Here is a 25,411-nt window from a genome sequence, read left to right as displayed (position 1 = left end):
GCTCTTGGGATACACTGGAGGCATGGAAGCCTCCAGTGTCATATGAAATCATATCGATAGTCGAAAAGCCTCTCAGGGGTCGCGGAAGAGGACGCGACATAAAAAACCTTTAAATTGACAGGAATTTGTGCGACTGCTAAGTTGCTTCGATATTATCTCTATCGGAGCGTACTTGTGGAACCTTCCAGACTCACGAATCTTTGTAATCTCCTGCCGAAACTAACAGCTGGTCAATTCGAGTGGATTGAGAATATTATCAAGTGTCTCTCTGCGCCTTTTGAGTATGAACGAAACGCAGCTTCGGACATTGTTACTGAGGAATTTCTTGCGGCGTTCGGTGATAACCTTCGAATTCATCATGCACTGTCAAAACAAGCATTTGGTAAAGATCGATTTGAGTATGCTCTTGAAGAAATCCTTAGTATCGGTGGAGTACCGGCAAAGTTAGCAAAACGGGGAAATCCAGGTCATGATATCACGATTCGCGACGTGCCAGTTTCGCTCAAAACACAGTCTGATATGACAATTAAGAATGACGAGATTCACATATCTAAATTTCACGAACTTGGGAAAGGCAAGTGGGGCTCTGAAGTAAAAGATTTGGAAGGACTTCGTGACCGTTTTTTTAGCCATATGCAGTCATACGAACGCATTTTCACGCTTCGTACACTTTCGCAATATCCGTCGCCTTGGATTTATGAACTTGTGGAAATCCCGAAGAGTCTGTTGCTGAAAGCTAAAGATGGTACGCTTGAGATGATGATGGGCAGCCGTCAAAATCCAAAACCAGGCTATTGTCATGTAAAAGATACAAACGGAAAGTTGCTATTCCAGCTTTATTTCGACGGCGGAACCGAAAGGAAACTCCAAATTAAGCATTTGTTAAAAAGTGAATGCATTGTCCACGGGCAGTGGAAATTTGCCAGTGCTTAAATAACGTTGATAGCAGCTCTTGGCAAGAACAGGTCTGTTTCCGGTCGAAGTCGCTCTTGTGCTAGCTGAACATATTCAGTTTTAAGCTCGACACCGACGCATTTTCGTTTTGTCCTCAAGCAAACAAGTCCAACTGTTCCTGACCCAAAAAACGGATCTAGCACGACATCACCGGGTTCTGTCCCGGCCAGGATACACGGTTCAACGAGCCCTGGTGGAAATACCGCAAAATGCGCGGCGCTGAAAGGTTCGGTATTGACATCCCAGACAGTACGCTTGCTTCGATATTGTTTTTGATTCTTTGTTGGCTCACGCACAGCTTCCCAATTATAGAAATATTTCTCGGATTTTGTCAGCAGAAAGACATATTCATGTGAGCGTGTCGGACGATCTTTGACCGACTCCGGCTGACAATTGGGTTTATTCCAAATTATATCCGAACGTAAATACCAGCCATCTTGTTGGAGCGCAAAGGCAAGCTTCCAAGGAATACCGATAAGGTCTTTAGATTTCAAGCCATTAGGGGTAGGGGCGCGGTAGCTCATGCCTCTGGCTGGGTTTTTCTTGTCAGGACCGCGCCAAGTGCGGTTGCCGCTTGTATAACTATCACCAATATTGAGCCAGAAGGTCCCGTCGTCAGTAAGAACCCTCCGTACTTCACGGAAAACGGCGGTCAAGTCATTGATGTATGCCTCTACAGTTATTTCAGAGCCGATTTGGTTTTCAGCACCGTAATCACGCAAGCCCCAATATGGAGGACTGGTTACGCAGCAACGAAAAGTTTGTTCTGGTAATTGAGAGAGGCACTTCCGCACATCACCGATGACAATGTTTACCGGAATATCAAAATTAAGATCCAGTTCGTCTTGTACGGGTTCCGCTACTTCATTTTGAATAGTTCTTGCAATTCTAGGCATGTATTCCCCGATTAATTTTTATTGCATAGCTCCGCGAAATTTATCATGTTTTTGTGAATGAAGCAACAAGATAGGGGCGTGACTAATTTGTGGACTGAAGAATTAAAAGCAAAAATTTTGTTCGGAAAACTGCCGGATTTTCATGGTACATGGTAACTTGTAAGAATAGCAGGTGCATCGACAATTTAAACTTCTGTACGAACGTGGCAATTAAGCGTAAGATTACCCGCTCCCGACAGCGCGTATTTTATGAAGAAAAGCTACAGATTCTTGTGAATTACTATGACAAATTTAGGCGACAGAGAAATCCGATCTAGTTTAATTCGGAAACTCAAGCAGCAAGTGGCAAAACCTAAGGCTATTATCGAAGAGCTTAGGGTGCACAATGGTAACGCCATAGCGGATGTGGTAGCTTTGTATACAGAAGCTCACTGTTTTGAGATAAAAGGCGATGGCGATAAAGTTGAACGGATTACAGAACAAGGTCAGTATTACAATTCTTCATTTAGAAAAATAACGCTTGTAACAACCAGGAGGCATGTGTCGAAGGCGTTATCTATAGCTCCAAACTATTGGGGCATAATGGTGGCTGAAGAAATCAACGACCAAGTAACACTAAGGTATGTTAGGCGCGCAAAAAATAACGCCAATTTTGACAAAGGGCTGGCATTAATGACATTGTGGAAAAGTGAAATGCTCAGTTTAACTTACGGCCATAATAAAACAGATAAAAAAAAGAGTAGAGAAATTTTGGCAGAACTAATTTCAGCAAGTAGAAAGAAGGCCGAGCTCAGCAAAGAAATTAGCGAGTTACTTTTTACACGACACTTGCAAGCAAAAGCCTAAAAAAAGTCTTTTAGCATATATGAAATGTGTGCGTTGAGCGTAGGTTTAACTATGCTACTAGGCGTGACATTTTTGCCAATACCAAGACTTTTTTCACTTAAGTAATGATCCCCAAAAGAATATTCGGCACTTCTGTAAAAATTTTTAGAAACAAGGACTGCAGCAAGATCAAAATATTGCGCAAATCCTCTTTGGTGGGTCTTTAGCGCGCCGCCTCTAATGATATAATGTTGATCATCAAATGAATATATTATTTTCGGAGCTGTTACGTTTTGCATTATCTCAGGCATGATATCGAGCTCAGAGTAAAATGGGCTAACAGTCGCGTAGTCACCCAAGACAACATCATAAATCTGGCCTATTTCTTTTTCAACGCTCTTATATATTTTAAGCTCGGGTCGAGTTAGCTCAACTTCGCTTTCTGCACCGGCGACGTCCCGGATGGACGCAGGAATAGATGAACCGGCAACGATTAATTTTCGAAGAGGATAATCTTTAGAAAAATCGTTGGCAAATTCAACGATATTAATCTTTAGCTGCTTTAGATCCTGCCCCAGGCAAACTCTACAATCAAAAATAAGATCAACAGAGTCAAACAAGGCGAAAATCTCAATTAGAGCATCTGAGATTTCATCCGCGACAGCGTCGTACGACGCAAAATCTTCGGGAACAAGCCGTAAAGCAAAAACAACAGAACTAAGCTCCCCTGAACTTTTAGCATCAACAACAGCAGCTAGATGCTCGGCACATCGATCGATTGAGACTACAGGAATTACATTGAACTCTGAAAATGATTTCAATAAGTAAGCATAATTATTTATGCTGTCAATTTCCAGAATTGAATCAATATCAAAATTATCTAAATAGAAATTGAAATTTTCTTTTAAATGACTTGACATACTTCGAACCATTTTCTCTGTAGTGCTTTTAAAAGCAAGCTGAGTATTTTTCTTCTGCCGTGGAAAATCAAAAAAAGGAACAAAATTTTCTTTTAATTCGTCGCTTAATTCTTTAATGGCTAAAATTTCACTAGACTTCAGTTTTAAAAAAGGAATGTACCTGTTAGTCATCGCCAAACACCATTTTCCTTATGTCAACTTCGTCAGTTAGCTTTCTGTATCTATTGTATTTGTTTGTCTCTTTCTGTAGCATGCCAGCAACAATCGCAGGATGTATGCCGATATAATTTGCAAATTCAACAACAGATTCAGGATTTGTATCGTATTTTGCCATGCAATTACGCCAAGCATGTTTTTCAACAAAAGAGTTTTTTGCTAACCGGTTTGCCTTCAGTTCATTCGTTTCAACTTCTTCTGACTCAAAATCATCAAAAATTGGTGTATCAAGTTGATCAAGGTGGATGCATATATGAGCTAATTCATGTAATAACGTGAACCAAAAATGGTCTATCCTTGGATATCTAAAGCTAATTCCTATGACAGGGTTATTTGACACAAGCTTTAAGACTACCCCGTCAAGTTTCATCCCAGGCAAAGCCTTTTCGTAAACAAGAACGATCCCTTTCGTTGCTAATATTTCTGGTAGCTTCGTGATTATGGACACATCCGGACTTAGCTGTGCAATTTCTTTCAGAAAGTTTTTGTTTAACCCGTCAAAGTTATTAATTCTTCCGATGGAAACCATAAGCTTAGCAGTGGTGGTCACACTTGCGAGCCATGCAGAGCAGAGCGCATTATTCGATGTGTTCGATTTACGGAATAAAGTTTTCAGATTATTGGATGAGATGCTTTGATAAAGCGGGACCAGTGAGGCCAAGTCATCCTTGGAACTAATCCAGCCTCGGTTGATGAGCTCATCTTTCGGGAGCTCAGCAACAATCTCTTTGAATTTTAGGTAGCTATTATAATATGACGTAGCAGTTTCACTAGATGACTGATGCTTACTAACTTCAAAGTCATTCAATTCGCTTAAGTGGAAGTTTTCTGTATTCATGTTCCCCCCAACATCGCTGTTGAATTGGCCCTAGACATTTCAAAATAAAATAAGTGTTCCTTGTCTCTTGCAGGATAGCTCTCCATTCCTATTTTTTTATAGTAATCCTTGGCTTGAGCCAGAGAATGCAACGAAAAACCATATTCAAGGCCTAGTGTGTTAACCGCATATGACAAGGCACACTTCAACAAGATGCTTCCTACCCCTCTAAAGAGCCTTGCTCCCATCGGGTTGTTTCTGTTCCATGGTGCAACTGCGAGATATTCTATATAGAAAATTTTTCTTGCATCCGTGATACTGTCTTTTGGGTGATAAATTAAACACGCCCCTTGAGGTTTATTATCGGCAATCAAATAAAACCATTCGTATTCAGGGGTTGTATATGCGACAGACTTTTTAAACCAATCCCAATGAAGGTCTTGGGTTTGAATTTCTGAAAGTATTTCACCTAACTTCTCTTCCGCATAGTTTTGTTTTTCTATAAATTCAAACAATTTTAGAAAGTATGCTTGCCATTCACGATCGCATTTATTGGAGAATACAATATTCCAGCCGTTAGTTATCGTGTAACTATGCAAAATATCGTTGCAATCGCGTAATTTTCCGGACTCAATCACATTAGATGAACAATCTAACGGTAGAGTTCCATTTTCTATAATTTTTCGTAAGTCTTCCAAATCCATGGCAGTAAATAACGGGGTAGGCATTATTCTATTAATAGAAGAGAATTAAATCTCGACTATTTCATGTCCACATTTCAACATAATACTCAACCCTAACAGTGTCGTTAAGTAAAGATATATTCTATGGATTTCAGCGAGATCTACTCCCACATCTCAATATACGGATTGCTGTTGCCTTGGATCTCTAGATTCTTCTTGTATCGTGCCTTCTCCGCGTCGGTCGGAGGGTCGATCATGTTCCATTGTAGCATTAAATCCGTCTGCCCATGATCCGGCAGCTTGTATTTCCAAATCATGTAAAGCATGGAACGAGCGATATCACCTTTCACCTCGTCTCTCGGTTCAACGATAGCATTTTCGCCGGTCGTGCGCTCAAAATCACACTCATCATTATTAAACCGGGGTGTATTTTCAGGGATTACCCCAAACGGAAGGCTGCTGCGAGATGAATTATACCGCTGTTCGGCTGGCCAGAGATTATGAAGGTCGGAGCTGGCTACTCGATACGCTTCCACGTCACAGTTTTTTCTATTTTTGCATTCATTCGCTTCGGCAATCCAGTCAGCGGGGTACACATGTTCGACGGTAATCCTTTTTCCGGCGGGGAAAGGTCGTCCGCAATAGAGATCTTCGTATGCGTGATTGTAAATTATGGGCCAGAAAAAAGTGTCGCGGACATAGTGATAGCGTGAGTCGTCGGCTATTGCTATGGCAGGGATTAGCAGCAAAAGGAAAACAAATCGTTTCATTCAAGAGCCTCTGTCGGCCAGAATTTTTAATGCCCGAAGAGTACTCCTGTTTTTTGTTAAAAACAACCATGAGTCAGTGAAGTCTGACATCATAGCTTCCGCAGCTCCCGCTCTAGCACAATCTTCCTTTCTCGCACGAGCGCTTCAATGAAGTCCTTTCTCGTTATTCTCGGCTTTGTGATTGCCGGGCATAGGTTGTCCGTATATTCCATTTGCAGCAATAAGGTTGACTCAACCAACTCGCGGTCGGCACTAACGCGAATATTCATTTTGGAGGCTCCTTACATCAGATTTTGCTTCGTGAGATACTCAAACGCGGTTGAAATTATTTGCTGAGCATAGATACCTTCAAGGCTCGTGGCGTGAGGGTTCCAGATGACGGCAATATCAGTGCCGGAGCGCTCGATGGTCGGACGCCCAACGACGCTGATGAAATCTTGCATTTTCGCTTGTGACCGCTCTTTGTAGTCGGCGGGAATGTTCTTTACGTCGCCGCGATAAAGTATGTACATCCCAATCTTGTCGAGGAGTTCCTTCATTGAGGGCGACAAAAAACAAGACTCTGCAACGCGCTCATAATAATCAGCCGGAAGCGTCGGAAACGGGGTTGTTCCGTACTGTCGCATCTTCGAGCTGACCTCAGAATCGAGATAAGAGCGACATTGTCGATCTTTGAAGGCATTTTTGTTCTGACAGAATACGATAGCTTCATGCAGTTTTTTGTCGGCATTGTCTTCAAGTCCTCGTATTTCGTGAATCGGCAAGCGCTCTTTCGAGTGCACCCTCAAGCTTCCATCGGCTTCTTCGCGTTCCATGTAGCTGACGTCGCCGGAGATCTTTGAGAAGTATGAGAGAGACTCATCTTCTTTCAGACCAGGAAGGATCAGCTGCGTCTTTAGGTTGTTCAGTATTTCTTTCTTCTCGGATTCCCCATATACACGTTCAAGCTGCTCGATGGACTGAAGACACACTGAGACCGAGAGTTTTCGGCTTCGGATCGTAGCAATATATTGCGGGAAGCCGACGACCTTGCCGATATTGGCGAATTCATCGAGAAAGAAGAAAACTGGATGACCGCTTGGGCCAAATTCGAGCAATGCATCGAAAATCTGCATGTACAGCGTAGCGAGAACCGCTTTTACGGCTGATACTTTGTGCTCTGGAACTGAAACAAACAACACGGTGGGATGCTCAGCCGATTTCAGTTCCGTGAAATCAAAAGTTGTTTGGGCGGTGATTTTTGTAATGTCATCGTTCATGAACGGCTCTAGGGCCGGACCCAAGACAAAGCTGACGGAGTTGTTCGTTGACTCTTCGCCTCGCCCTGGTCGAAATTTCGCGACACGGTTGAGCAAGCTGTCATTTTTCAGCTTCGCAGCGGCATACTCCGTCAATCCGACAATTGCTTCAAAAGATAACGTAGATGCAAGCTCGGCTACGTTTCGCAAATTTCCGTATGAGCCATCCACACCGGAGCCTGAGCGCTCCGGCAACACCTTCACGATATAAATCATCGCGAGTAGCATGTTGTTAGCGGCCTTGACGAACATTTCATTGGCACCGGCACCGTGATCGCCGGAAGCATTGGCCATAATCGACTGGCACACTTTCAGCATCATTGTCTCATCCGTCGGCAAGTCGAGCGGATTCCAGTTTTCCGAAACATCTTTATTGTCTAGCTTCAGCAGCTTCGTTTTCCAGCCATGCGCCCTCAAATAAGCTGAGGTCTGTTGGTAAAGCTCGCCTTTCGGATCGGTGACGACGGCTGAGTATCTCGGGTCGAGCAAGAAAAGGTTCGGCAAGAAGTAGGAAACGGTTTTACCGGAACCCGTCGGGCCAACGATCAACAAATGGCCGTAGCACGTATTTTCGTTGAGCCGAATGTTCTGTGTCAGCTTGACGCCATCCTTACCGAGAAATTCTTTCAGATCGGATTTCTTGGCCCACGTAGCAGAGATCTTCGCCTTTATGAGTGCCTGCCGGTTCTTGTGGTAAAGGACTGCGCCGCCAACGGTCACGCATGCTGTGTAGGCATAAGGCGCGTATTTAAAGCAAAACAAGTACAAGCGCCATTTTATGGCAACGCCAGCATCGAAGAAGATATCTCGGGTATAGAACCATACTTCCCATGCATCAAAGTCATCGCCATAGTTGAAATGCTCGATACCTTGAAACCAAGAATCGATAAGGATCGCAGGGATGAAAAATACAAGACCCAGTGCGAGCATTATGGTGATGCCAATAAATTTCGAGTTCACAACTGGACCTCAGCGATGCAACATGATGAACGCTACAACTCCAAGTAGCGCGCCAAAGCGAACGACTTCTAAAATTATCGCAACCCTTCGTTTTGAAGGATCTATGACCCGGTAAACGCCTACGAGAGACAGGACGACAACGACAACGGAAAGCATTGGATGAATGACGATGATCCAGCCGGTACACACCGTCACTGAAACGGCAGCGTATCCCGCAATATCACTGGTCTCAAAGAGCATGTAGAGCATCAACATGCTTACGGGCATCACAGCTAGCGACAACCAGCCAAGACCGGCATACACGCTGAGCAATAAACTTCCGACGACCGCGAAACTCGCCTGTTGTTCGGGTGAAAACGACAACGGCTGCTCTCTTTCAAGAAGACGCTCCGGCGCAAAGAGGCACGCTATAAACGTCCGCCACATTGAACCGGCCATTGTTTTGAAAGCATCATGCTTGTTCATGTTGTTCGGTCTCCTAGTATTTCAGCAAAAGCAATGCATTCATCGAGAGCGTACTGGACCGTTCGTGTTCTTGATGGAAGCTTACGAAGCTTGTAGCGGCTACGAAAAAACCGCTGAAGCTGTTGAACCTTTGCATCATCATTCAAGAACAAATGCATTGTCTGAATTTTCTCTTTCATAGTGATATATTATCTTGATAATTTGGACTTAAACACTTAATTTTGCATACATTTTTAAATGTACACCATTGCAATGTCTAGATATGATAATGACACAACCACTATTTAAGGAGTCATTGCTATGGACATGGGGCGATATGCAATTTTTTGGAAACCGCTTAGGCATCTTCTGTCGAGAAAATTAGAATATGTGCTGTTGTTTGGGAGCTGCTTCGTCGCAACACAATTCGCCTACCATTCGACGGACAGCTATTCGGCGTCATCGTATTTGTCGCAGGTGGGACGGGCCATTAACGCAAGCTCGGAATTCATCACGGAACAAGACTTAACAGCGGCAGTTGAGACCGGCCTTCGGACGAAAGACCGCTACATTTCTTTCTTGGAGAGTGAGCACGAGTTCAACGACCTGTATCAGTCATATGACTCGCCGGACAGGAAGAAGTACGGAATACGATTTGATAGAAAGACGGGAGTGATCACCGACGTCTTGAGGCACTCAAAAAACTATGCTCTCCTTCAGCCTGGAGAAACGATCATACGTGTCGCGGCTGAAGAGAAGCCGGAAAAGTTCTTAGCGGCGTTTCAGGCGTCCAATGAACTTAATGTTGTGGTTCGCGGTACCAACAAAATCGAACGCTCGATAAAGCTTCAATCTGGAGAGCTGAAGTCTCTGTATACTGAGGTTGAAGGCGACACGGCACGAGTGACGATGTATAGCTTCGCATATGAGACACATGTTCCATTTGTAAATTTTCTAGATTCATTGGACGCAAAGCGAATCCATACCATTGAATTTGACCTGTCACAGTGTCCAGGAGGTCGCGTCAACACCTTGACGACGCTGCTGTCATCGCTCTTGCCGAAGAACACAAAGATGTTTACGGAAGTGCGGCGCAACAAAACAATCGCCTACAGCACCGCTAGAACGCCGGATTTTGATTTAACCAAGTTCAACGGGCGAATACGTGTGCTGAAATCCGCACGAACCGCATCGGCGGCTGAAATCTTCATCGGCGTCCTGAAATACAACCTGCCGAAGGAGAAACTTGATGTTGTCGGCGACACAACATACGGAAAATGGTCAACGATCCAGTTTAAAAAATTCTTAAAAGGCGGGCTCGTGATGACGATCGGTCGAGTGTATCTTCCCGACGGTACCACGTATGAAGGTCACGGGATTTAATTAGAGGCTCGTGGGTCTCTTTTCACGCAGTTGATATAAAAACATATTACCGCACATGAAAAAGGCTCTCTGAGGTCATCGGAGAGCCTTTTTGGGATACTTCTCGGCAAGACTTTATTTGCCAAGACTCTTGTCAACCATCTGGCGATGAACTTCATTCTGTAAGACTGCAACGGAGTTGCCATGCTTTCGCCGCGCCTCCATATAATTCTGATAGAGATTGTCAACCGCAAGCAAGATGTCTTCGATGGTCAATGTCGATGTTAGATCGATGCTCTCATTATAGCTTCGAGCCATGATGTCAAAATACTCAACAACGGTCGCGGTCAAGCGTCCGAGATCCGTATCACTTGAGTTTAGCGCTCGGTCGGATTCAATGGCAATCATTTGCGCGCCACGTATGATTTCGAGCGACTGGATGAGCGTTAATTTTCTCGCAAGCATTTCAATGAAAAACTCACGATCACCAAGCGGCAGCGCATTCAGCTTAGTGATCAACGTCGGCGGAATGCCGATTGAGAAATATTGCATGTTCTTGTTGTCATATGACACATTGGCGGGAGCGAAGATTGATGGAATCCGGCCTTGTGTCGAGCCACTTAAAAACCAATCGGATTTTAGGATTCCCGGCGCATCTTCGGTACCAATGAGACGCATATAGACTGCGGAATACAATGCTGAAGAGGCGATAAGCGGCGGCTGTAGGACAACTTGGACGCTGCCGCCACCTTTTACCGTCTGGACGGCTATCTTAATCGTCGGAAACAGGTCTACGGCAAGCTGCGTTCCGGTAGAAGCCGTTGCGATTTTGTTATTGGCAACACAGCCTTTCACAAAATCTCGGTAATCAAACACGCTTTTGGTCTTTGTAGGCATTGAGCCGCCGGAGCATGCAGCGTCATTGAACCCGGTAAAAAGATCACGAAGATCCCAATTCGCGGCTTGGCGACAGGTCTCAATCGACGCACCCGAGTCGGACGTGTCGGACAACGCTTTGTGCATACACGAACTAAGCAACCGCGCCTGGAGACGATCAGCTAGAACCGGAGATTTCCATTTGTCGGCGTACAAACCAAGAATCGTGCGGATCTCAACATCTTTCCATGCTTGATATGAATGGATCAAGTTTGTAGCCATAACAAATTCATCTGGAAGTTTATTTGCGCACTCTTGAAGCCGGTCGGCTACGGAACCCGGAAGCTGACATTTGCCGATAGAATCAAGGATAGCCTTGGCTGTTTTCTCGAATGACACGTAGTCATTTTTTTCTGAACCCGGCTCAAGAGCATAGCTCTTTTGAACGTCATTGAAGCTTTTTCGGATCAAGATGTTGCCGACGTTCTTGTACTTAAATGGCGTAACGAACATGACGCGGATATTTGATGCATCACTAGCCGACCTCGGTGATGTTATTTCGCTTTCAACTTTGTTCGCACGTTCCAGGGCCGCAGCATTTGCATTCGCAGCACTCGTCGTGTCAGCCGTTTCCGGCTTAATGGCATCAAGAGCAGTATTTGTCACCTTTGCCCCAAGCAACTGGTCGCGGAGTGTAACAAGGTCATTGACGCTCGCAAGTTCAGCCGACGCTGAGCCGCCAAATATTCCCGTTATGATCAAACCAGCACAGATCAGTTTTTTCATGAGTAGCACCTTCTCGTTATGATTTCGCGGCAATGTTATGGCCTAATTCGGTTGATGTGGTCGGAGTTACCGCGCTTTTAGAGCCGCTCGAAGACCCGGAGTCGCTCTTATTGGAACCACCGCCACCGCCACCAGCAGGTGCTGATGGCATAGCGGCGCTGGCGCTTTGCTCCATACTAGCTCCTGACCCGACACCACCGGGCAACAGCTTCAGCGCAGCTTTCGCAACAACAAACATGACAATTATCGCACCGAGAGGCTTCAGCGTGTTCAATAGCATGCCAGTGATATCAAACTCGAACACGCCAAGAGTCACGGATTCAACCAACGCTCCACCGACAATGGCGAGCGACTTCAAGAGTATGCCGACGGACGAGTGAAAAAAACTCATGACTAGAGGACCGGCAGCGCCAATGGCGACATTTTCGAGACCAACTACCGCAGGGATAATTACTAGAGTCTTCAGTACCGGAAAATTAGCCACGCCACCTTGAGCCTCGTCGGAAGCGGTAGATGTCATCATTCGCGCATATACCAGCGAGGACGCAATTGGCAACATCGCAAAGATCGCCATCGAATGCGCGGTGATAGTGAAATACGCCGTCGCGTATAAAGAGAGGATTGCAATGACCGGGAGCAACGCAAGCAAGACCCCGATCCACTTAGCGGCCTTAGTAATCCATTCGAAAGGAGAGATGCTTTTGAGCGCACGGACGCTTGAGTTAGCGACCTTAGCGCCAGTGCTTTTTACAGCCGTGACCGCCTTCGTTCCTAAATTTTTGAGACCATCCCAAGTACGAGTGAAATAACTCGCTTTGCCATCAATCATTGCGGAGACTTCAGCCGTCGTGAATCCTAACGTGGCAACCGTTCCAGCGGCCATACCCGGAGAAACGATGCTTGGTGCACTGAGATTTTCGACAACAATGTCACTTTTCAGCTGAACCGGCGGCAGAGACGACGTTAATATGGACTTTTCAAGACCTTGAAGCACATTGTCGATGCCGGCAAAGTTAGCTTCATGCAACGCAAGGGCTTCAGTGCCGACGTTGACTGAAACCGCATATGCCGAGGATGCCTCAAGAGCATACGATGATTGCTTAGAATAGAAGCCATCAATAATGTCATCATTTTCGTCCATTGTCTCCGCAATCGCTTGTTGCGCGGCGGAAATGTTTTGCGCGAGCTTCAAGCATCCGCGTCTAGATAGAGCTTGTGGGGCTTCCGACTTAGACCATTCTTCGTAGATATGCTTCAAGTCACCGAGTGACTTGGCAGCCGTGCATGCCGGTGCCGACGTCACAGGCAAATTAAACGTTCCGCTGACAAAACTAGCAGCCCCGCCGATCGCTTTCCACGAAGAGCCATTGTTTAGCCACTGCGATACATTGTCAACCGTCTTGGAGGTCTTTTCTAACGCTTGATCAAGACCCTTGACCGACGCCATCTTACCCGGAGTATTGGATAGGTAGCTGAACGGTCGTGATCGGAAAGTAGCGCATGGATTTAGGCCATTCATGAATTCCTGAGCATTTTCAGCCGTGCTCAACACGGGCTCCTGAGCGCACTGTGATTCATACAACGGGATATGGGTCTGCAAATAATATTCGGCTGACACGCCGGTGTCGTTCGAGTCATACCCATACTTTTTGGAAATGGTATCCATACGACCAATGCTCGGCTTTGATGGATCGATGAATGACGACGCATCCGCCGTTTTGGAAGTGAAAACCGTCATCGGATTTTTAACGATCGTGCTTAGACGATTTGCGTACCCGGATACTCCGCCAGGATAATGCTGATAAGTCGGTGCACGTAAAGCAACCGTACCGCCGCCTGAAAGAGAAGCATATGTGTTATCAAGCATTGCCTGCTTGGTCTGTTCTGGAGAGTTAGCGGGACCCTGCGAGGCGGCCCAATCAACAACGGAATCAAACAACGACTCTGCATCGAGATGATGCGCGGATGCAAAAGCAACACGCATGCCAGTATTATGCGCGAACATCATCGCTTTTGAAAAGGCACCGCCATATTGTGACCCGGCAGCAGGAAGCGCTCGCCAACTGTCGCTATCTGACGTGCGCGTTGACGGCATCACAAAGACGGTCATTTGTTTCGGATCAAATGTCGGGCCAGCGATGTTTGACGTGTCGGCTGAAGCAACAACATCGCTTCCATCGCCAAGAGCCGCGAGCACTTCGTACGTCGTTGTGCCGTAAGTATCCATGCTTTCTTGTTTGGCATTCAAACCCGGATCTCGGAATGTGATGATTTTTGAAATCGGAGAAGCTGTAGCGGGAGAGAATCCAGCATAGACATCATCGCTGATAACGGACATTGAGAGCGTTGAGGACGTAGATGACGGCGAAGATTGCAGCGCGTCTGTGGCGAATAATATGTGCATCACGCCGTAGCCGATAAGCGCCGTAGCAATAAAATGCAAAGGTTTTTTTGTTACGAAGATCATGAGGAGCCCAACGATAACCCCATAAGTAGCAATGGCCTTAAACCCATAATTGAACACCACACTACCAGCATAAAGACCGCTCGATAACATCTGTGCATTGTTCAAATCAAACGCCATTAGCGCACTATTCATGGCAATCGCCTCTTGAGTTCGATGATATCCGCCTCAACTTCCGTTGGAAGCTGAGATTTAAAGCTTTTGGAAACCCCGCCGCCAACTTTGAGAACAACAACACCAATGAGACCGCAAGTAATCGCTAACGAAAACGTTGAGATGAACGTCACCGCTGAGCGCCCGATAGATTCGGAGTAAGCAGCGACACCAGCGAGCACTAAAAACAACAACAAGAGCCAAAAAAGTTTCTTCATAATCCAGCCTCCGTTGCTTTAGCCGCGAGGTCGTTGACATAGCGCTCGGTGGCAGCGGGTGAACGAGGAACGACGCCTTCATTTTCGTCATGCTCAGCAAGAAATTCGGCTTTCGCGTCATCATGTATGGATTTCAGATTTTGATATGTTGCAGGCATCAGCATGGCTTTCGCTTCGGGCAGGATATAGCCGTTATTAGAAATCATGTATGACGCCATGCCATACAGAACCGGAAAAGATACATTGCGGTATTCGCTGAGATACATTTTGCGCTCGTCGTCGGTAAAGCTGCGGCGGCCAAGCATGAAATCAGGCACGATAAGCTTTTCAGACGGGAAGAGTTCATTGAAGAGCGTAATGGCAACATGCGCTTGTTCGACGGTCAACGCTTCAAGGGCAGCTTGCGCAATATCGGCGAAGCTATCTTTCAGTGTCCGGGCCTTAATGACATTTGAGCGAATGGTATGTTCACGTTGTAGCTCGTCAATGTTCTTAGATGATGAATGTGCTCGCTGGAAGGTGTCAAAATCGAGAAGCTTCAGTTGATTTTGGAGATCCGCTATTTTGTCACGGGATGCTTTCTCAATGATGTCTTTGAACACACCAGCCGTCGAGTCGCAGCGGATGCACCAGAAGTCAATGACATCGTTGATTAGAGTCTCAACAACGTCATCCGATGTCAGTTCCTCTAATTCACGGTGTTCGTTGTAACGTCTCGCCGTAATAAAAGAGTCGTAGCCACTCACTCTCGGCAACATTTTCGTGATGCTTCGCACCGACTTTTCACGGTCATCACCCGTCATCGATGGATCAATTAGCATGTATTGGAACATAGCGGTCGCTCCTTGGTTTACCGTGACAGGCCGGTTTGCAGCTTAATTGTAGGTTTCGTCGGTGAGATCTTCGGGGTGTTGAGCACAGGCTTGATGCCGATGTCATCAACCTTGGATGCTACGATGTCAATTTTTGCGGTAGATGCTTTCAAGGCTAACGATTGGTAAACATCGTCAATAATCGGCTCCTGAAAAGCTTCAGCACGACGAGCGGCAGGCGACAGCGTCGATTTCCGCGCATCAGCGTCAAGATCGTCGAGCCGCTGCTTGTAGAGAAGCTTCTCTCGATAAACCCGGTAGTAGTTTTTCAATTCGGGGTTGGTCGCGCTCATTTCCGCTTTGCCGCTGAGCACATCGTTCTGCGGAGTGTTTCGGATATGGGCACGAAATTTAGGCGAAATCGGCGGAAGTTTGTGTTCGTCAACATTGACAAGCATTTCACGACCGAATTGCTTCCAAGTCGATTGCACGGCAGCCTTGATGCGGTTCGTAAGTGGTTGATGCGCGAAGCTCTTGTTGACCTTGTTCGAGGTCGAGCCATCGGCACGCGGCACGAGATAAAAATGCATGTGAAGATTCTTCCGTGCTCCGCTCCCGGCATGAACCGTCGCAACGACTGGATACTCTTTTGGGATCGTCTGGAGGCAGTTTTTCATTAGCGTTGTTACTTCATGTGGTGAAGCATCGTTCGGCAAAAGAACCAAGCCACGCCATCCGGCCACGGCATTCGTGTTCGCTCTCGCATGATCATTGGCGTCAATCGCCGATTCAATAAAGAAGCGTTTGACCGTCACCGGGTCTGCGCCTGGCTCGAAGAAGCCATTGCTGTAGAGAGCGGAACCGGTCACGGCATCTTCTTTATGCAAATAATCAACATGCGGGTTCGCGATATAAGAGTCGGCGTGCACGGGTTCCGTCCTTACAAAATCAGTTGCCGGTTTGCGATTGGCCATAGTCCCAATCCATTGAACGACCTACAACTTCACACATATCGCTTACAACACGGCGAATGCGGTTGAGAAAGAACAAGCTTCTCACGGTCTTAATCAGGCGCTTAGTCGGTGAGCCATCTGGATATGCAATGAAGTACAAATGCATGTGCGGTCGAGCCTTACCTGCATTTTCGTAGGCTCCGGTGTGATAGGCCATCACGCTTGGAAGATCGTTCGGAAATAACGCTAACACAGCTTTCGCTACGGCAATTATGGCCACTGAATCGAGTTTCGGAAGCTCAAAGACCACGTGATATCCAGCGATCCCATTTTTCCTGGCCGTGGCAATTTCACTCGCACTTTTCGCACAGATTTGAAGAATCTTGCGGTCTTCCATGTCACGGAAAAAAGCGCCTCGAAGCAGTCGAGCTTGCGGCTCAAAATCGGCGATGAAATGCTTCACTGGCGCGCTCTGAAAATACGAGGCGGCAGCGATTGGATCAGCGGTGAATTTGTACGTCCTCATGGCCATTCGTCCTTGTACATTGGGCACTTTGCGGCGTATCAATTTGATACGCTCATGATTCATAAGTGCCCGTACTCATTGGCGTTTCTATCTATATAGAACCCAATTCTAGCGGCTTTGTACAACGCTATTGTTGCATACGAGAAGGCGTCGGAATCAGGCGTTGGGGTGAGAGCGGGAAAAAAGAAATGCCGCGTGATGTACGCGTAAAGGCACATTACCCAACCGCTTCGCGGTTGGGCTGAATGCGCCCTTGCTTGGAAAGTGCCCGGCTCCACCGGAGCCCACTTTCAAGCAATTCCTCAAAAGGCATAAAACCCCCAACGCCTTAACGAAATTCGGTAAATCGAGGAGTGGAAATAGGGAAGCGTCGTCTGTGACGCATTTTTGAGGCTCCAGACGATCGAAAAAGAAGCTCTCTCAACTGCACATGTGCAGTTGGTGCAGCATCTGAGCGTCGGTAACGGCTCGCAACTGCACATGTGCAGTCCACGGGAGGCTACCAGCGGATGTTGTGTTCTAGAACGGCGTCAAAAACGAACCATGCGAGCGCCTTACACGACACTTCGGGACATAAAAAAATCGCGGCAGCGAAGATGAATTCGGTCGTCGGGGCCGTTCAATTTCAGTTTTTTCACGGCGTGGTTACTGGTGACGACCAAAATTGAGGCCCCTGGAGCTCCAAAAAGGTGCTTTTCCAACTGCACATGTGCAGTTGGTGAGGTCTCTGAATCTCGGTAATGGCTCGTAACTGCACATGTGCAGTTCACGGGAGGTCGCAGGGAGCGTCACTCAGAATCGATGTCAAAAAGGCCTTCTGGAGCGACGATCGCGAAACCTTTGGACATAAAGTGATCTTGTAGCTGAATGCGGACCCGTTCGTCGCTGCCACTCAACTTCATTTCATCGGCGCGGTCGTTGGTGATGAACAAAAAAGACACTGAGATGCCCTCGTTTTTGAAGACATAATAGAGATGTGGTGGATTGGAATTTTCAAAAAAAGACACGATGTCGGTGAAGCATTGCGCCTCAGAAAGTGGCGGGTCTTCGGTATCGAGCATTCGCAAAGACACCGTAAATAGCTGGCCGAGACGACGATCCTTGCGCTGCTGGTGGAGCTGTTGTGCTGCTTGAGAAATTTCGTCAAGCAGGAGGATCGGAGATTTTTGAGAATCGGTCGGTAAAAAAGCATGCGATTGCCCAAATCTCGCGGCGGCGTTGAGGCACTCCTTAGCGTATATGATCGTTTGCTGTACCTCAATAGCTATCGCCGAGCGGTATAGTAGCTTTTGCAGCTCAGGAGCAGTGTTGTCGGTAGAGGTCATAGGCTCAGCCGACGCATAAGCTTCTTGTTTGCCTTGTCGATAACTCAACCAGCAGCCAAGAGCGCCAAGTATAAAAAATACTGTCGCCTCTATGAGCATTGCCTTTATGCTTGTTCGCGTCATAAGATCTCTCGTCCAGGTTGAGTTGTCGGGCAATACAACAAGGTGTTTGTTGAATATTTTTTTCGCGATTGTAGGCCGTTTGGGTGTATTGGCTGGCGAATGTGTTCAATAATCGTTGAGATCGGACACATGCCAAGCAATAAAGCGAAAAGATGCAGGCTTTCTTGCACTACAGAACCATTTATCGCGAACTGGTAGAGCGCAACATGAAGAAATATGACATTGAAGTAAGCAATACGCTTCGGAACCCATCCCATAACACGACGGGGCAGCAAGCGCGCGAGCGGCGCTGATAACGAAATATTGGTGGCAGCCCACGGGAAGTCGAATGTTTCAGTATAAAGCCGCGCCCGAATGATGTAGCCGATATAAAAATGAATGATTCCTGACGCGCCGTACCAAGGAAGCGGCGTGAATTTTGTCATGGCGAGCGCATATAGAGACAGCGTGATCATGTCAAAAAGAGAAATTCGTACTGAAGATCGAATCAACAACACGACGAAAAACATGTTCACGAGAAAATGCGCATCAAATCGATGACAAAATTGCCATGCGAACAACGATGACAAGTTCTCCGCAGTCAAACCAAAATCAACCAAGTCGCTTGCATGAGTCGCGGTAATCAGTATGCTCAGCACAAGAACCGTCGCTGGAGAAATAGACTCACGAAATATCGCTGAAAAGAATGTTTTCATCGTCGCACCTTAGTTGATCGGCATCAAAAAGACGCCTTCGGATGGCGAGCCATCGGACGTCAGGTGGCTCGTTACGCTTGGCTCGGCGACCGTGATTGTCGGTGTGCTGAAATTATTGTTGGTCGCCGTAAGTGACGTGCGAAGCAACACAAGCTGTTTGTCGATCACATCAAATGCAGGATACTCAAGAATAAGCTCGCGTGGATTGCGGGAAATGTCAAATATCGCGCTGTCTGACTGAATTTTGAGATCGAGCCAGGTCGGTTTTGCTGAAGGCATGTACGTCGTGTAATCACGAAGCAGCGCATATCTTGACTGACGATTATTGAGGGAGAGTTTCAGAGCATTGCCAACGGAAGCGTAAGTCATCGGCACCGGCAGCATCGGCGGGGCGTCGTCTTTGAGCATCTGTCGGACTTTAGACGGCAAGATGAGTTCGCTGGTCGGAGTCGCTGGTCGTAGTGTCAGAATGACATACGACAACACAAGCAACACGCAGACCGAAAGGCAAATTGGTTCAAAAGCTGAAGATTTGATGCGCATGATCATTGCTCCTTGGTTAAATCGGTTCAGTGTGTATGTTGAGTACTTCAGCGTCCGTCACGCATAAGTAGCGCTTGAGTATGTAAATGCTAGAGTGCCCGTAGATTTCATGCAGGACAGCGAAATCTACATTTTCATAGACGCGTTTTTGGTAGCCGAAGGTCTTGCGGGGCGTGTGTCCTCCAACGCGGTACGTGATGCCTACGGCACGACACCATTCTTGCACAAGCAAGTTGATATACTTGCCGCATAACGGCCTTCCTTGATAGCCGATGAATAGCGGCGATGCGGCAGTGAAGTCGGGTCGAGATTTGAGCAACCGAACTTTCGCGTCAAACATGTCTCTATTCATCACAAATTTTCGGATTTTTCCGGTTTTTCGCTCACGAAACGTCCAAGGATCACCAAGCTTGAGATGTTGGACATCATTGACAGTCAACCGGCGCAAGTCGCAGGCTCGAAGAGCGGTATTGATACCAAAAATAAACAATGCATAGTCACGCGGGTCTGATTTCGCTTTCAGCATGCGCTTGATTTGTGCGACGTGCTCGCGGCTTTGGATCGGCTCAACGGCGAGAGTTTTTCCAGTTCGTAGTTTCAGACTTTTTGGCATCACAATTTCCCGTTAATTCAACGATATAAACTTTACCTTTTATATATTTATAGTAACGAAACTAGAAGTGTTTAAACACGTCTTTTTTGCTATTTTTTAACGAAAAAACGCCGAGTTACGTTGACTTCGGGCACTTCCACTAATAATACAAAAGTGGAAGTGCCTTATGGCGACTGCGGAGAACGAAGAGTGAAAAAGTTTGGAATTCTCACGAAGACATCGCCGTCCGTGACGGGCAGGTCGTGGACACTCACTCTCGCCCTTAGGGGGCGTGAGTGCCCACACAAAGCCCTGCCCGCCTCGGTCTGCGTGTCTCATGTGAGGTGATGGGAAAAAAGGAAAGCAGCTCAACACGTTTGAGACCTTCAATTACTGAGGCCGCTCCAAAGCGGCCTTCAAAAAGATCATTTTAAGATCGATCATTAAAAATAGACTCATTGAGTCATACGATGATGCCGCAGAAATCATTTCCGTCACTTCTGCGGCCTTTCTGACGTCAAAGTAATATGGAACCATGACCGCGTCATGTTGGGTGCAGCAGGAGTGATTTGGGTGCGTTTGGCGCGGTGGCCGTGCGGAGAGTAGTTATAACTATGGCTCAGTCGAGCGAACGCAATGCCGATATATGCGAATGGAATATACAGTTATGACTAGTTATGACTACCTTTGAAAGTCATAACTGCGCTCAACGTAGCCACAAGATACGTCAAGAGCGAAAATAGTTATGACTGTTATGACTTGTTAACTTTTTCAACTTCTTCTTATTTTTTATATGATATTTTCTCAATGGTATTTTTTTTTATTGGAAAGTGTAAAAAAGATGTAACAGTCATAACTATTGAAGAATGAACATATATAAGGCTTAAGACAAAGATAGTTATATCTATATTTTTAAGTAGTAACTAAGATATAATAGATATAACTCTATTTTCTTTTTAGAAAATAAAACGTATTGCAGGATTATGATTAGAGAAAGAATAGATTATAAAAAGAACTCAAGAGCGTAATGCATATTTACGTTCAATAAATGAGGCTTTTATTTAATGATGGAACTTAGAATGATAAGCGGGGGCTCTGTGTTCAATAGAGCCCCGCTAAAATGAGATTTCCGCGCCTTGGGGCGCGAAAAGGCAAACGCTTTGGAGCGTTGCCTATGCCGCCGCTAATTCAGGATTATCCTTCGACAAGTCTACAATTAAATTGACCACCGACGAACGATTGCCTGATAGCGTCTTCCGCTCCACTTTCGTCTTGAAGACACGCTGCACACGATGCGGGAATGCACTTGAAAAGCTGCGGAGTTTGAACGACGGTTCCAGTCCCTGATTCTTGCAGAACACGCAATAGAACCTGTAGAGCTGCGCGGACGTATATTCATGCATCTTGAGCCTGTCGTCGGTTACTGTCACACGCTCATAGATCCACAAATTCAGCGGATCGTTGTCGGACGCAAATATTGCTTCAGCCCATGACCGCACACGATCCGGCATTTCAAATTTGACCTTGAAGGCACTAGTATTATGCCTAGTCGTATGCGAATGCCATAGCCACGCGATAATCTCAGCCGATGCGTCAAACAGTCGCCTGTCATAACCATCTATTGCATTTTCTTTGCTGATAACATTGTCAAAGCGCACAATCACCATACGCCGCACCATGCCGAAAGACGTGTCGGAAATGCTCGGGCTGTCATTGAGCGCAAACACAAGCTTCGTTTTCATCGCGGCAGTGATCGGATCACGATTTTTTCGATCAACCTGCACGGAGTCGCCAGTAACAATAGCTTTGAACTTGTGGGACTCAACAAAGTCTCGGTTGCTGCTTTCCGTGGACAAATTTAGGCGCTTGCCGACCATTGATGACGCGCCGAAGTTCGTTTGGAAATCTTGTAGTGACGCCGATGACACATGATGGCGACCGACCACCGACGTTAGCCATTTGATATACGTTGACTTGCCGTTTGAGCCATCGCCGACTAGAAAGTACGCTTCTTCTCTCGCGGTTGAGGTCGTGAGTAGATACAAGGTCAAGTCTTCAAAGAAGTCAGCAATTTCGCCCTCGAATCCAACCCCATCTAAAAATTGCTGCCAGATTTTCGGGCGCTGAGTTATCGGCTGAGTCAGCAGCGAGACTTGAAGTGCGGATTGTCGGAATACGCTTGATGAGAGCTGCGTGACAACGCCAGAACGCAAGTCCAGGGCATTACCTTTCGCGCATAAATACAGCGTTTCGTCAATGGCTTCAGGCGTCATTGTGTCAATCAAAGTGCTTTTCGCGATTTTGCCGAAACCGCTAACGGGCAAGCGCACGTCGTCAACTAATGCCCAACTGTTTAGCATTCGTTGCAGTAAATTAGCGTAGGCCGTAGCAATAGCTGATTCATACGCCTTGAAGTCAATGTCATAATGCGCTGACTGCGAAGGCAAGTACATGAAACGCTGATTAACTTTCGGATCATTGAAAACATGGCATTCATTGCGAAGAATTTGACCGAGAGCGGCTTTTAGCTGTTCGGTGATTTCCGCCAGCCGCTTTTTTTCTGATCGATCTTCCAGTCCATCAGATATTTTAGACGGCAATTTTGCAACGTGCAAAGCCATGAAACTGACGCCCAACCTGCGCCGTAGAGCTTCCTCAAAATCCTGAGCAATGAGTTCGGGTGTGGTGCACTCTTGCAGCTGGCATGTCATTGACATCGATGCCGTAAAATTTCTGGACTGGAAGTTGAAGCACGCCACGTCATTGGTGAGGTGAATATCTCCGAAGATCTCTTTGAGTTTTTCGGCAATAACAGAGTCATCGGCACCGTTTTCGCGCCAGCACTCAACAATGTCAGTAATGTCACCTTTTTCGCCGATCAACAAACTCGTGTTGCACAAAAATAATGATTTTGAGCAATCCTTGAACTCCTTGTAAAGAGTCTCGGCGCGTTTCCATCCAGTAGCGTCATTGTCTGGAACGATGCATAAATGTTTGTCTGCCAACAGCTTGGTAAATTCCGGCTTCCATGCGGATGCGCCGCCGGAGTTCGTGGTAGCACAGAAACCAAATGCACGAAGCGTCTCGGCGTCTTTTTCGCCTTCTACAATGTAGAGACGAGTGGACTTTTTGATTCCGGCTGAACCGAGTTCAGGCAAACGATAGAGCACTCTTTCAATAGCATGGTCTTCAAGTTTGCCACGCACCCAACGCTTAAGAGTCGTATCAAAAATTTCAATGTAACGCTCAGGGCTAGATTCCGCATTAGCGGCAGGTCTTTTAACAAGCTTGTATAGCGGCGTCTCGTCAAAATCGGTGTAGATATATTCTTCACCGGCAGAGCGACGACTTCGCCACAGCCCAGACGCGACAAGAGCCTCATGAACGGCTTTCTGAGAACAACCAGCCTTACAATGCCAGAGTATTCTATCTTTCTCCAGGTCCTCACTGACATATAGCGATGGCTTGTCATCTTCATGCGCTGGACATCGTGTCATCCAGCCATCGCCGGATGCCTTAGCGTCCGACGACAACGCATAAGCTAGGTCTTTGGCTGAGGTGACGTCTACAGCACTCTTTTGTGTATTTTCCGTAATCTTCTGTGTACTATTATCCATAATAAATCAATCTCCTTGCAGGGACGTCGGGCACGGTTAAACTGGTAGCTAACCGTGCCCGATGTGTTTTCTGTTTTACTGCAACCAGCTCTGACGATCTTTGCCACTGAGATATCTCGTAGCCATCTCGGTAGCGTCCACTACTTCTAGGTCAAATGCGCTTCCGTGCATCGCATAGGCATATTCACACACTTGTTGCACATCATCGGCGGTCATCCTAATATGCACCGGCTGCTTCATGTTGCGGCTAGCCACATGCATAATCTGCGAATATGAATAATCAACGGCGGAGTTGAAGTCGTCAAAGCTCAAGCTGGTCGCTGGAATAGCATGCTTTGACTGAACACGATCCAGCGAACGGGTAAGCATTTGAAAAAACATGCACCGACAAGCTCGCGTAATATTTCCGGCGACGGACGCTGGCAGGACATCCGCACCGCGATGGAAATCAAGAAAATCAGTGTTAGCGAAAGCCGCCGACAATAACTCCGGGTACAGAGCAGCGCCAAATGATTTGAACTTCGTTGCTTTGTTCATTTTCTTAGCTCCTTTCAATTATCTTAAACGGGCCGTCGCACCAGCAATGCTGGCCTCAGCCTCAGCAATACCTTCGAGAAGCTGTTGTTCTTCGCTCAGCCTCCGTAAGTGCTCAATTTTTTCTTCAACGCTGCGCTCAAGCTCAAGCAGTGCATATTCCGCGAACACGAACTTAAGCAGTTGCGCCATTGACACTTTCGGCGCTCTAATACGCTCCTGTACACGGAGACGGACGGCTTTGAGTGTCTCCGCATCCACATAACCGATGACACGTGTCATCTTGTGATTTGCTTCCATTGATGGTGCCTCCTTTAAAAAGTGTTTAATCATCTTCTTAAGTATATTTATATATAGTAAGTGGATGATTTTACACAAAAAAATACCGCCGATAAGCACTTTTTTGTGCTAAGCGGCGGTATACGTTAAGGAGACGATCAAGCAAGAGCAGTGTCTAGGTTTTCGTTCTCCTCAAGGTCAGCCACTTGAATAAGTGGGGATATACTGTAGAACTCGCAGCTTGTTCCTTTGCGAACTTCTAAGTGCACTTTCGCTTCGCATCCTTCCAGATCAGCCGGTCGCCCACTTTCGACATTGAACGCTGCGAAAGTTTTCAGTAACCGATCGATGTCAAGATTGGCGATAGACAAATTTGGGTGTGTCGGCTTGAACCAAATCTCAGCAATAAAGCCTTCGAACTCTCCGCTGACGATTTTAAACTTGAGTACGATACACTCAACAGTTTGGTCGTTTTCTAGCGTGCGTGGCACGCCCTTGACTGCAATGATTTTAATGCGCTGCGTGCTAGTTTTGGGTTTGAAGTTTTGAGTGAATACCTGAGTTATGATTGGCATGATGTTACCTCCTGGGATTTAATGAAATATGAGATGTACGGTTTTTGGCCTACTTGGGGGCGCTATGCGCCTAATGCCGTTCAGTCCACGATTTTCTCAAAGAGCAGATACCCGGAGAACCAAGAAGTTCACCAGAGCAAGGGTTAGCGGCGCACCAAGAAGTGCCACCAGAGTCATAAATTTTTTGTCACCTCC

At 46.5% G+C, this 25,411-nt stretch carries 24 protein-coding genes; 3 read left to right on the top strand and 21 right to left on the bottom strand.

From position 1 onward, the window contains the following. The first annotated feature begins 174 nt into the window (after positions 1-174). Positions 175-933 carry a hypothetical protein gene (locus OLX77_RS04360; protein WP_307632368.1) on the top strand — a complete coding sequence of 253 codons (759 nt, stop codon included), beginning with the start codon at positions 175-177 and terminating at the stop codon, positions 931-933. Here the strand turns inward: OLX77_RS04360 and OLX77_RS04355 are convergent. Next, on the bottom strand, positions 930-1,850 hold the full coding sequence (locus OLX77_RS04355; protein WP_307632367.1) for a DNA-methyltransferase: 921 nt from the start codon (positions 1,848-1,850) through the stop codon (positions 930-932). The two genes, OLX77_RS04360 and OLX77_RS04355, sit on opposite strands and share 4 nt — an antisense overlap. Positions 1,851-2,132: 282 nt before the next feature. Here OLX77_RS04355 and OLX77_RS04350 point away from each other — a divergent pair, with 282 nt between their 5' ends. After that, a complete protein-coding gene (locus tag OLX77_RS04350) occupies positions 2,133-2,696 on the top strand; it encodes a sce7726 family protein (protein ID WP_307632366.1) in 564 nt (187 codons plus the stop codon). Here the strand turns inward: OLX77_RS04350 and OLX77_RS04345 are convergent. The 6 genes from OLX77_RS04345 to OLX77_RS04320 all read right to left on the bottom strand — a co-directional run bounded on the left by OLX77_RS04345 (position 2,693) and on the right by OLX77_RS04320 (position 8,804). Further along, positions 2,693-3,766, bottom strand: a complete 1,074-nt coding sequence (locus OLX77_RS04345; RefSeq protein WP_307634062.1) for a beta family protein — start codon at positions 3,764-3,766, stop codon at positions 2,693-2,695. The two genes, OLX77_RS04350 and OLX77_RS04345, sit on opposite strands and share 4 nt — an antisense overlap. Beyond that, positions 3,759-4,649, bottom strand: a complete 891-nt coding sequence (locus OLX77_RS04340; RefSeq protein WP_307632365.1) for an ImmA/IrrE family metallo-endopeptidase — start codon at positions 4,647-4,649, stop codon at positions 3,759-3,761. Before OLX77_RS04340 ends, OLX77_RS04345 begins: the two co-directional genes overlap by 8 nt. Then, positions 4,646-5,356, bottom strand: coding sequence for a GNAT family N-acetyltransferase (locus OLX77_RS04335; protein WP_307632364.1), 711 nt, complete (start codon positions 5,354-5,356; stop codon positions 4,646-4,648). The genes OLX77_RS04340 and OLX77_RS04335 overlap by 4 nt, the downstream gene beginning before the upstream one ends. 116 nt (positions 5,357-5,472) lie before the next feature. After that, positions 5,473-6,081, bottom strand: a complete 609-nt coding sequence (locus tag OLX77_RS04330; protein WP_307632363.1) for an endonuclease — start codon at positions 6,079-6,081, stop codon at positions 5,473-5,475. Positions 6,082-6,362: 281 nt separating this feature from the next. Beyond that, entirely contained in the window at positions 6,363-8,339 is a 1,977-nt protein-coding gene (locus OLX77_RS04325; protein WP_307632362.1) for a type IV secretory system conjugative DNA transfer family protein, read from the bottom strand. Positions 8,340-8,348: 9 nt separating this feature from the next. Beyond that, on the bottom strand, positions 8,349-8,804 hold the full coding sequence (locus OLX77_RS04320; protein ID WP_307632361.1) for a hypothetical protein: 456 nt from the start codon (positions 8,802-8,804) through the stop codon (positions 8,349-8,351). A 300-nt stretch (positions 8,805-9,104) separates the two neighbouring features. Here OLX77_RS04320 and OLX77_RS04315 point away from each other — a divergent pair, with 300 nt between their 5' ends. After that, a complete protein-coding gene (locus OLX77_RS04315; protein ID WP_307632360.1) occupies positions 9,105-10,166 on the top strand; it encodes a S41 family peptidase in 1,062 nt (353 codons plus the stop codon). 114 nt (positions 10,167-10,280) lie between these two features. Here the strand turns inward: OLX77_RS04315 and OLX77_RS04310 are convergent, their stop codons facing one another. The 14 genes from OLX77_RS04310 to OLX77_RS04245 all read right to left on the bottom strand — a co-directional run bounded on the left by OLX77_RS04310 (position 10,281) and on the right by OLX77_RS04245 (position 25,216). Next, complete coding sequence (locus tag OLX77_RS04310; protein WP_307632359.1) at positions 10,281-11,807, bottom strand: hypothetical protein; 1,527 nt, start codon at positions 11,805-11,807, stop codon at positions 10,281-10,283. A gap of 16 nt (positions 11,808-11,823) precedes the next feature. Beyond that, a complete protein-coding gene (locus OLX77_RS04305; RefSeq protein WP_307632358.1) occupies positions 11,824-14,406 on the bottom strand; it encodes a hypothetical protein in 2,583 nt (860 codons plus the stop codon). Then, on the bottom strand, positions 14,403-14,642 hold the full coding sequence (locus OLX77_RS04300; protein ID WP_307632357.1) for a hypothetical protein: 240 nt from the start codon (positions 14,640-14,642) through the stop codon (positions 14,403-14,405). Before OLX77_RS04300 ends, OLX77_RS04305 begins: the two co-directional genes overlap by 4 nt. Next, positions 14,639-15,475, bottom strand: coding sequence for a hypothetical protein (locus OLX77_RS04295; protein WP_307632356.1), 837 nt, complete (start codon positions 15,473-15,475; stop codon positions 14,639-14,641). The genes OLX77_RS04300 and OLX77_RS04295 overlap by 4 nt, the downstream gene beginning before the upstream one ends. A gap of 17 nt (positions 15,476-15,492) precedes the next feature. Continuing rightward, on the bottom strand, positions 15,493-16,428 hold the full coding sequence (locus OLX77_RS04290) for a hypothetical protein (protein WP_307632355.1): 936 nt from the start codon (positions 16,426-16,428) through the stop codon (positions 15,493-15,495). Next, a complete protein-coding gene (locus tag OLX77_RS04285) occupies positions 16,403-16,996 on the bottom strand; it encodes a hypothetical protein (protein WP_307632354.1) in 594 nt (197 codons plus the stop codon). Before OLX77_RS04285 ends, OLX77_RS04290 begins: the two co-directional genes overlap by 26 nt. Before the next feature lie 725 nt (positions 16,997-17,721). After that, positions 17,722-18,381: a hypothetical protein gene (locus OLX77_RS04280; RefSeq protein WP_307632353.1), complete on the bottom strand. Its 660-nt coding sequence runs from the start codon at positions 18,379-18,381 to the stop codon at positions 17,722-17,724. Continuing rightward, the gene (locus OLX77_RS04275; RefSeq protein WP_307632352.1) at positions 18,378-19,076 is read right to left on the bottom strand and encodes a hypothetical protein; all 699 of its coding nucleotides are present in this window, start codon (positions 19,074-19,076) and stop codon (positions 18,378-18,380) included. The genes OLX77_RS04280 and OLX77_RS04275 overlap by 4 nt, the downstream gene beginning before the upstream one ends. 9 nt (positions 19,077-19,085) lie before the next feature. Next, positions 19,086-19,619 (bottom strand): hypothetical protein, encoded by a 534-nt coding sequence (locus OLX77_RS04270; RefSeq protein ID WP_307632351.1) that lies wholly within the window; start codon positions 19,617-19,619, stop codon positions 19,086-19,088. Positions 19,620-19,635: 16 nt separating this feature from the next. Continuing rightward, positions 19,636-20,232: a tyrosine-type recombinase/integrase gene (locus OLX77_RS04265; protein WP_307632350.1), complete on the bottom strand. Its 597-nt coding sequence runs from the start codon at positions 20,230-20,232 to the stop codon at positions 19,636-19,638. Between the two features lie 1,151 nt (positions 20,233-21,383). Beyond that, the gene (locus OLX77_RS04260; protein WP_307632349.1) at positions 21,384-23,828 is read right to left on the bottom strand and encodes a phage/plasmid primase, P4 family; all 2,445 of its coding nucleotides are present in this window, start codon (positions 23,826-23,828) and stop codon (positions 21,384-21,386) included. Between the two features lie 75 nt (positions 23,829-23,903). Beyond that, the gene (locus OLX77_RS04255; protein WP_307632348.1) at positions 23,904-24,365 is read right to left on the bottom strand and encodes a hypothetical protein; all 462 of its coding nucleotides are present in this window, start codon (positions 24,363-24,365) and stop codon (positions 23,904-23,906) included. Between the two features lie 18 nt (positions 24,366-24,383). After that, entirely contained in the window at positions 24,384-24,662 is a 279-nt protein-coding gene (locus OLX77_RS04250) for a hypothetical protein (protein ID WP_307632347.1), read from the bottom strand. 137 nt (positions 24,663-24,799) lie between these two features. Then, on the bottom strand, positions 24,800-25,216 hold the full coding sequence (locus OLX77_RS04245; RefSeq protein WP_307632346.1) for a hypothetical protein: 417 nt from the start codon (positions 25,214-25,216) through the stop codon (positions 24,800-24,802). Positions 25,217-25,411 lie beyond the last annotated feature (195 nt).

The sequence above is a fragment of the Thiovibrio frasassiensis genome (genome assembly GCF_029607905.1).
Classification (GTDB): domain Bacteria; phylum Desulfobacterota; class Desulfobulbia; order Desulfobulbales; family Desulfurivibrionaceae; genus Thiovibrio; species Thiovibrio frasassiensis.
The sequence above is the reverse complement of the archived record's forward strand: the minus strand, read 5'-3'. Positions and strand labels throughout refer to the sequence as shown.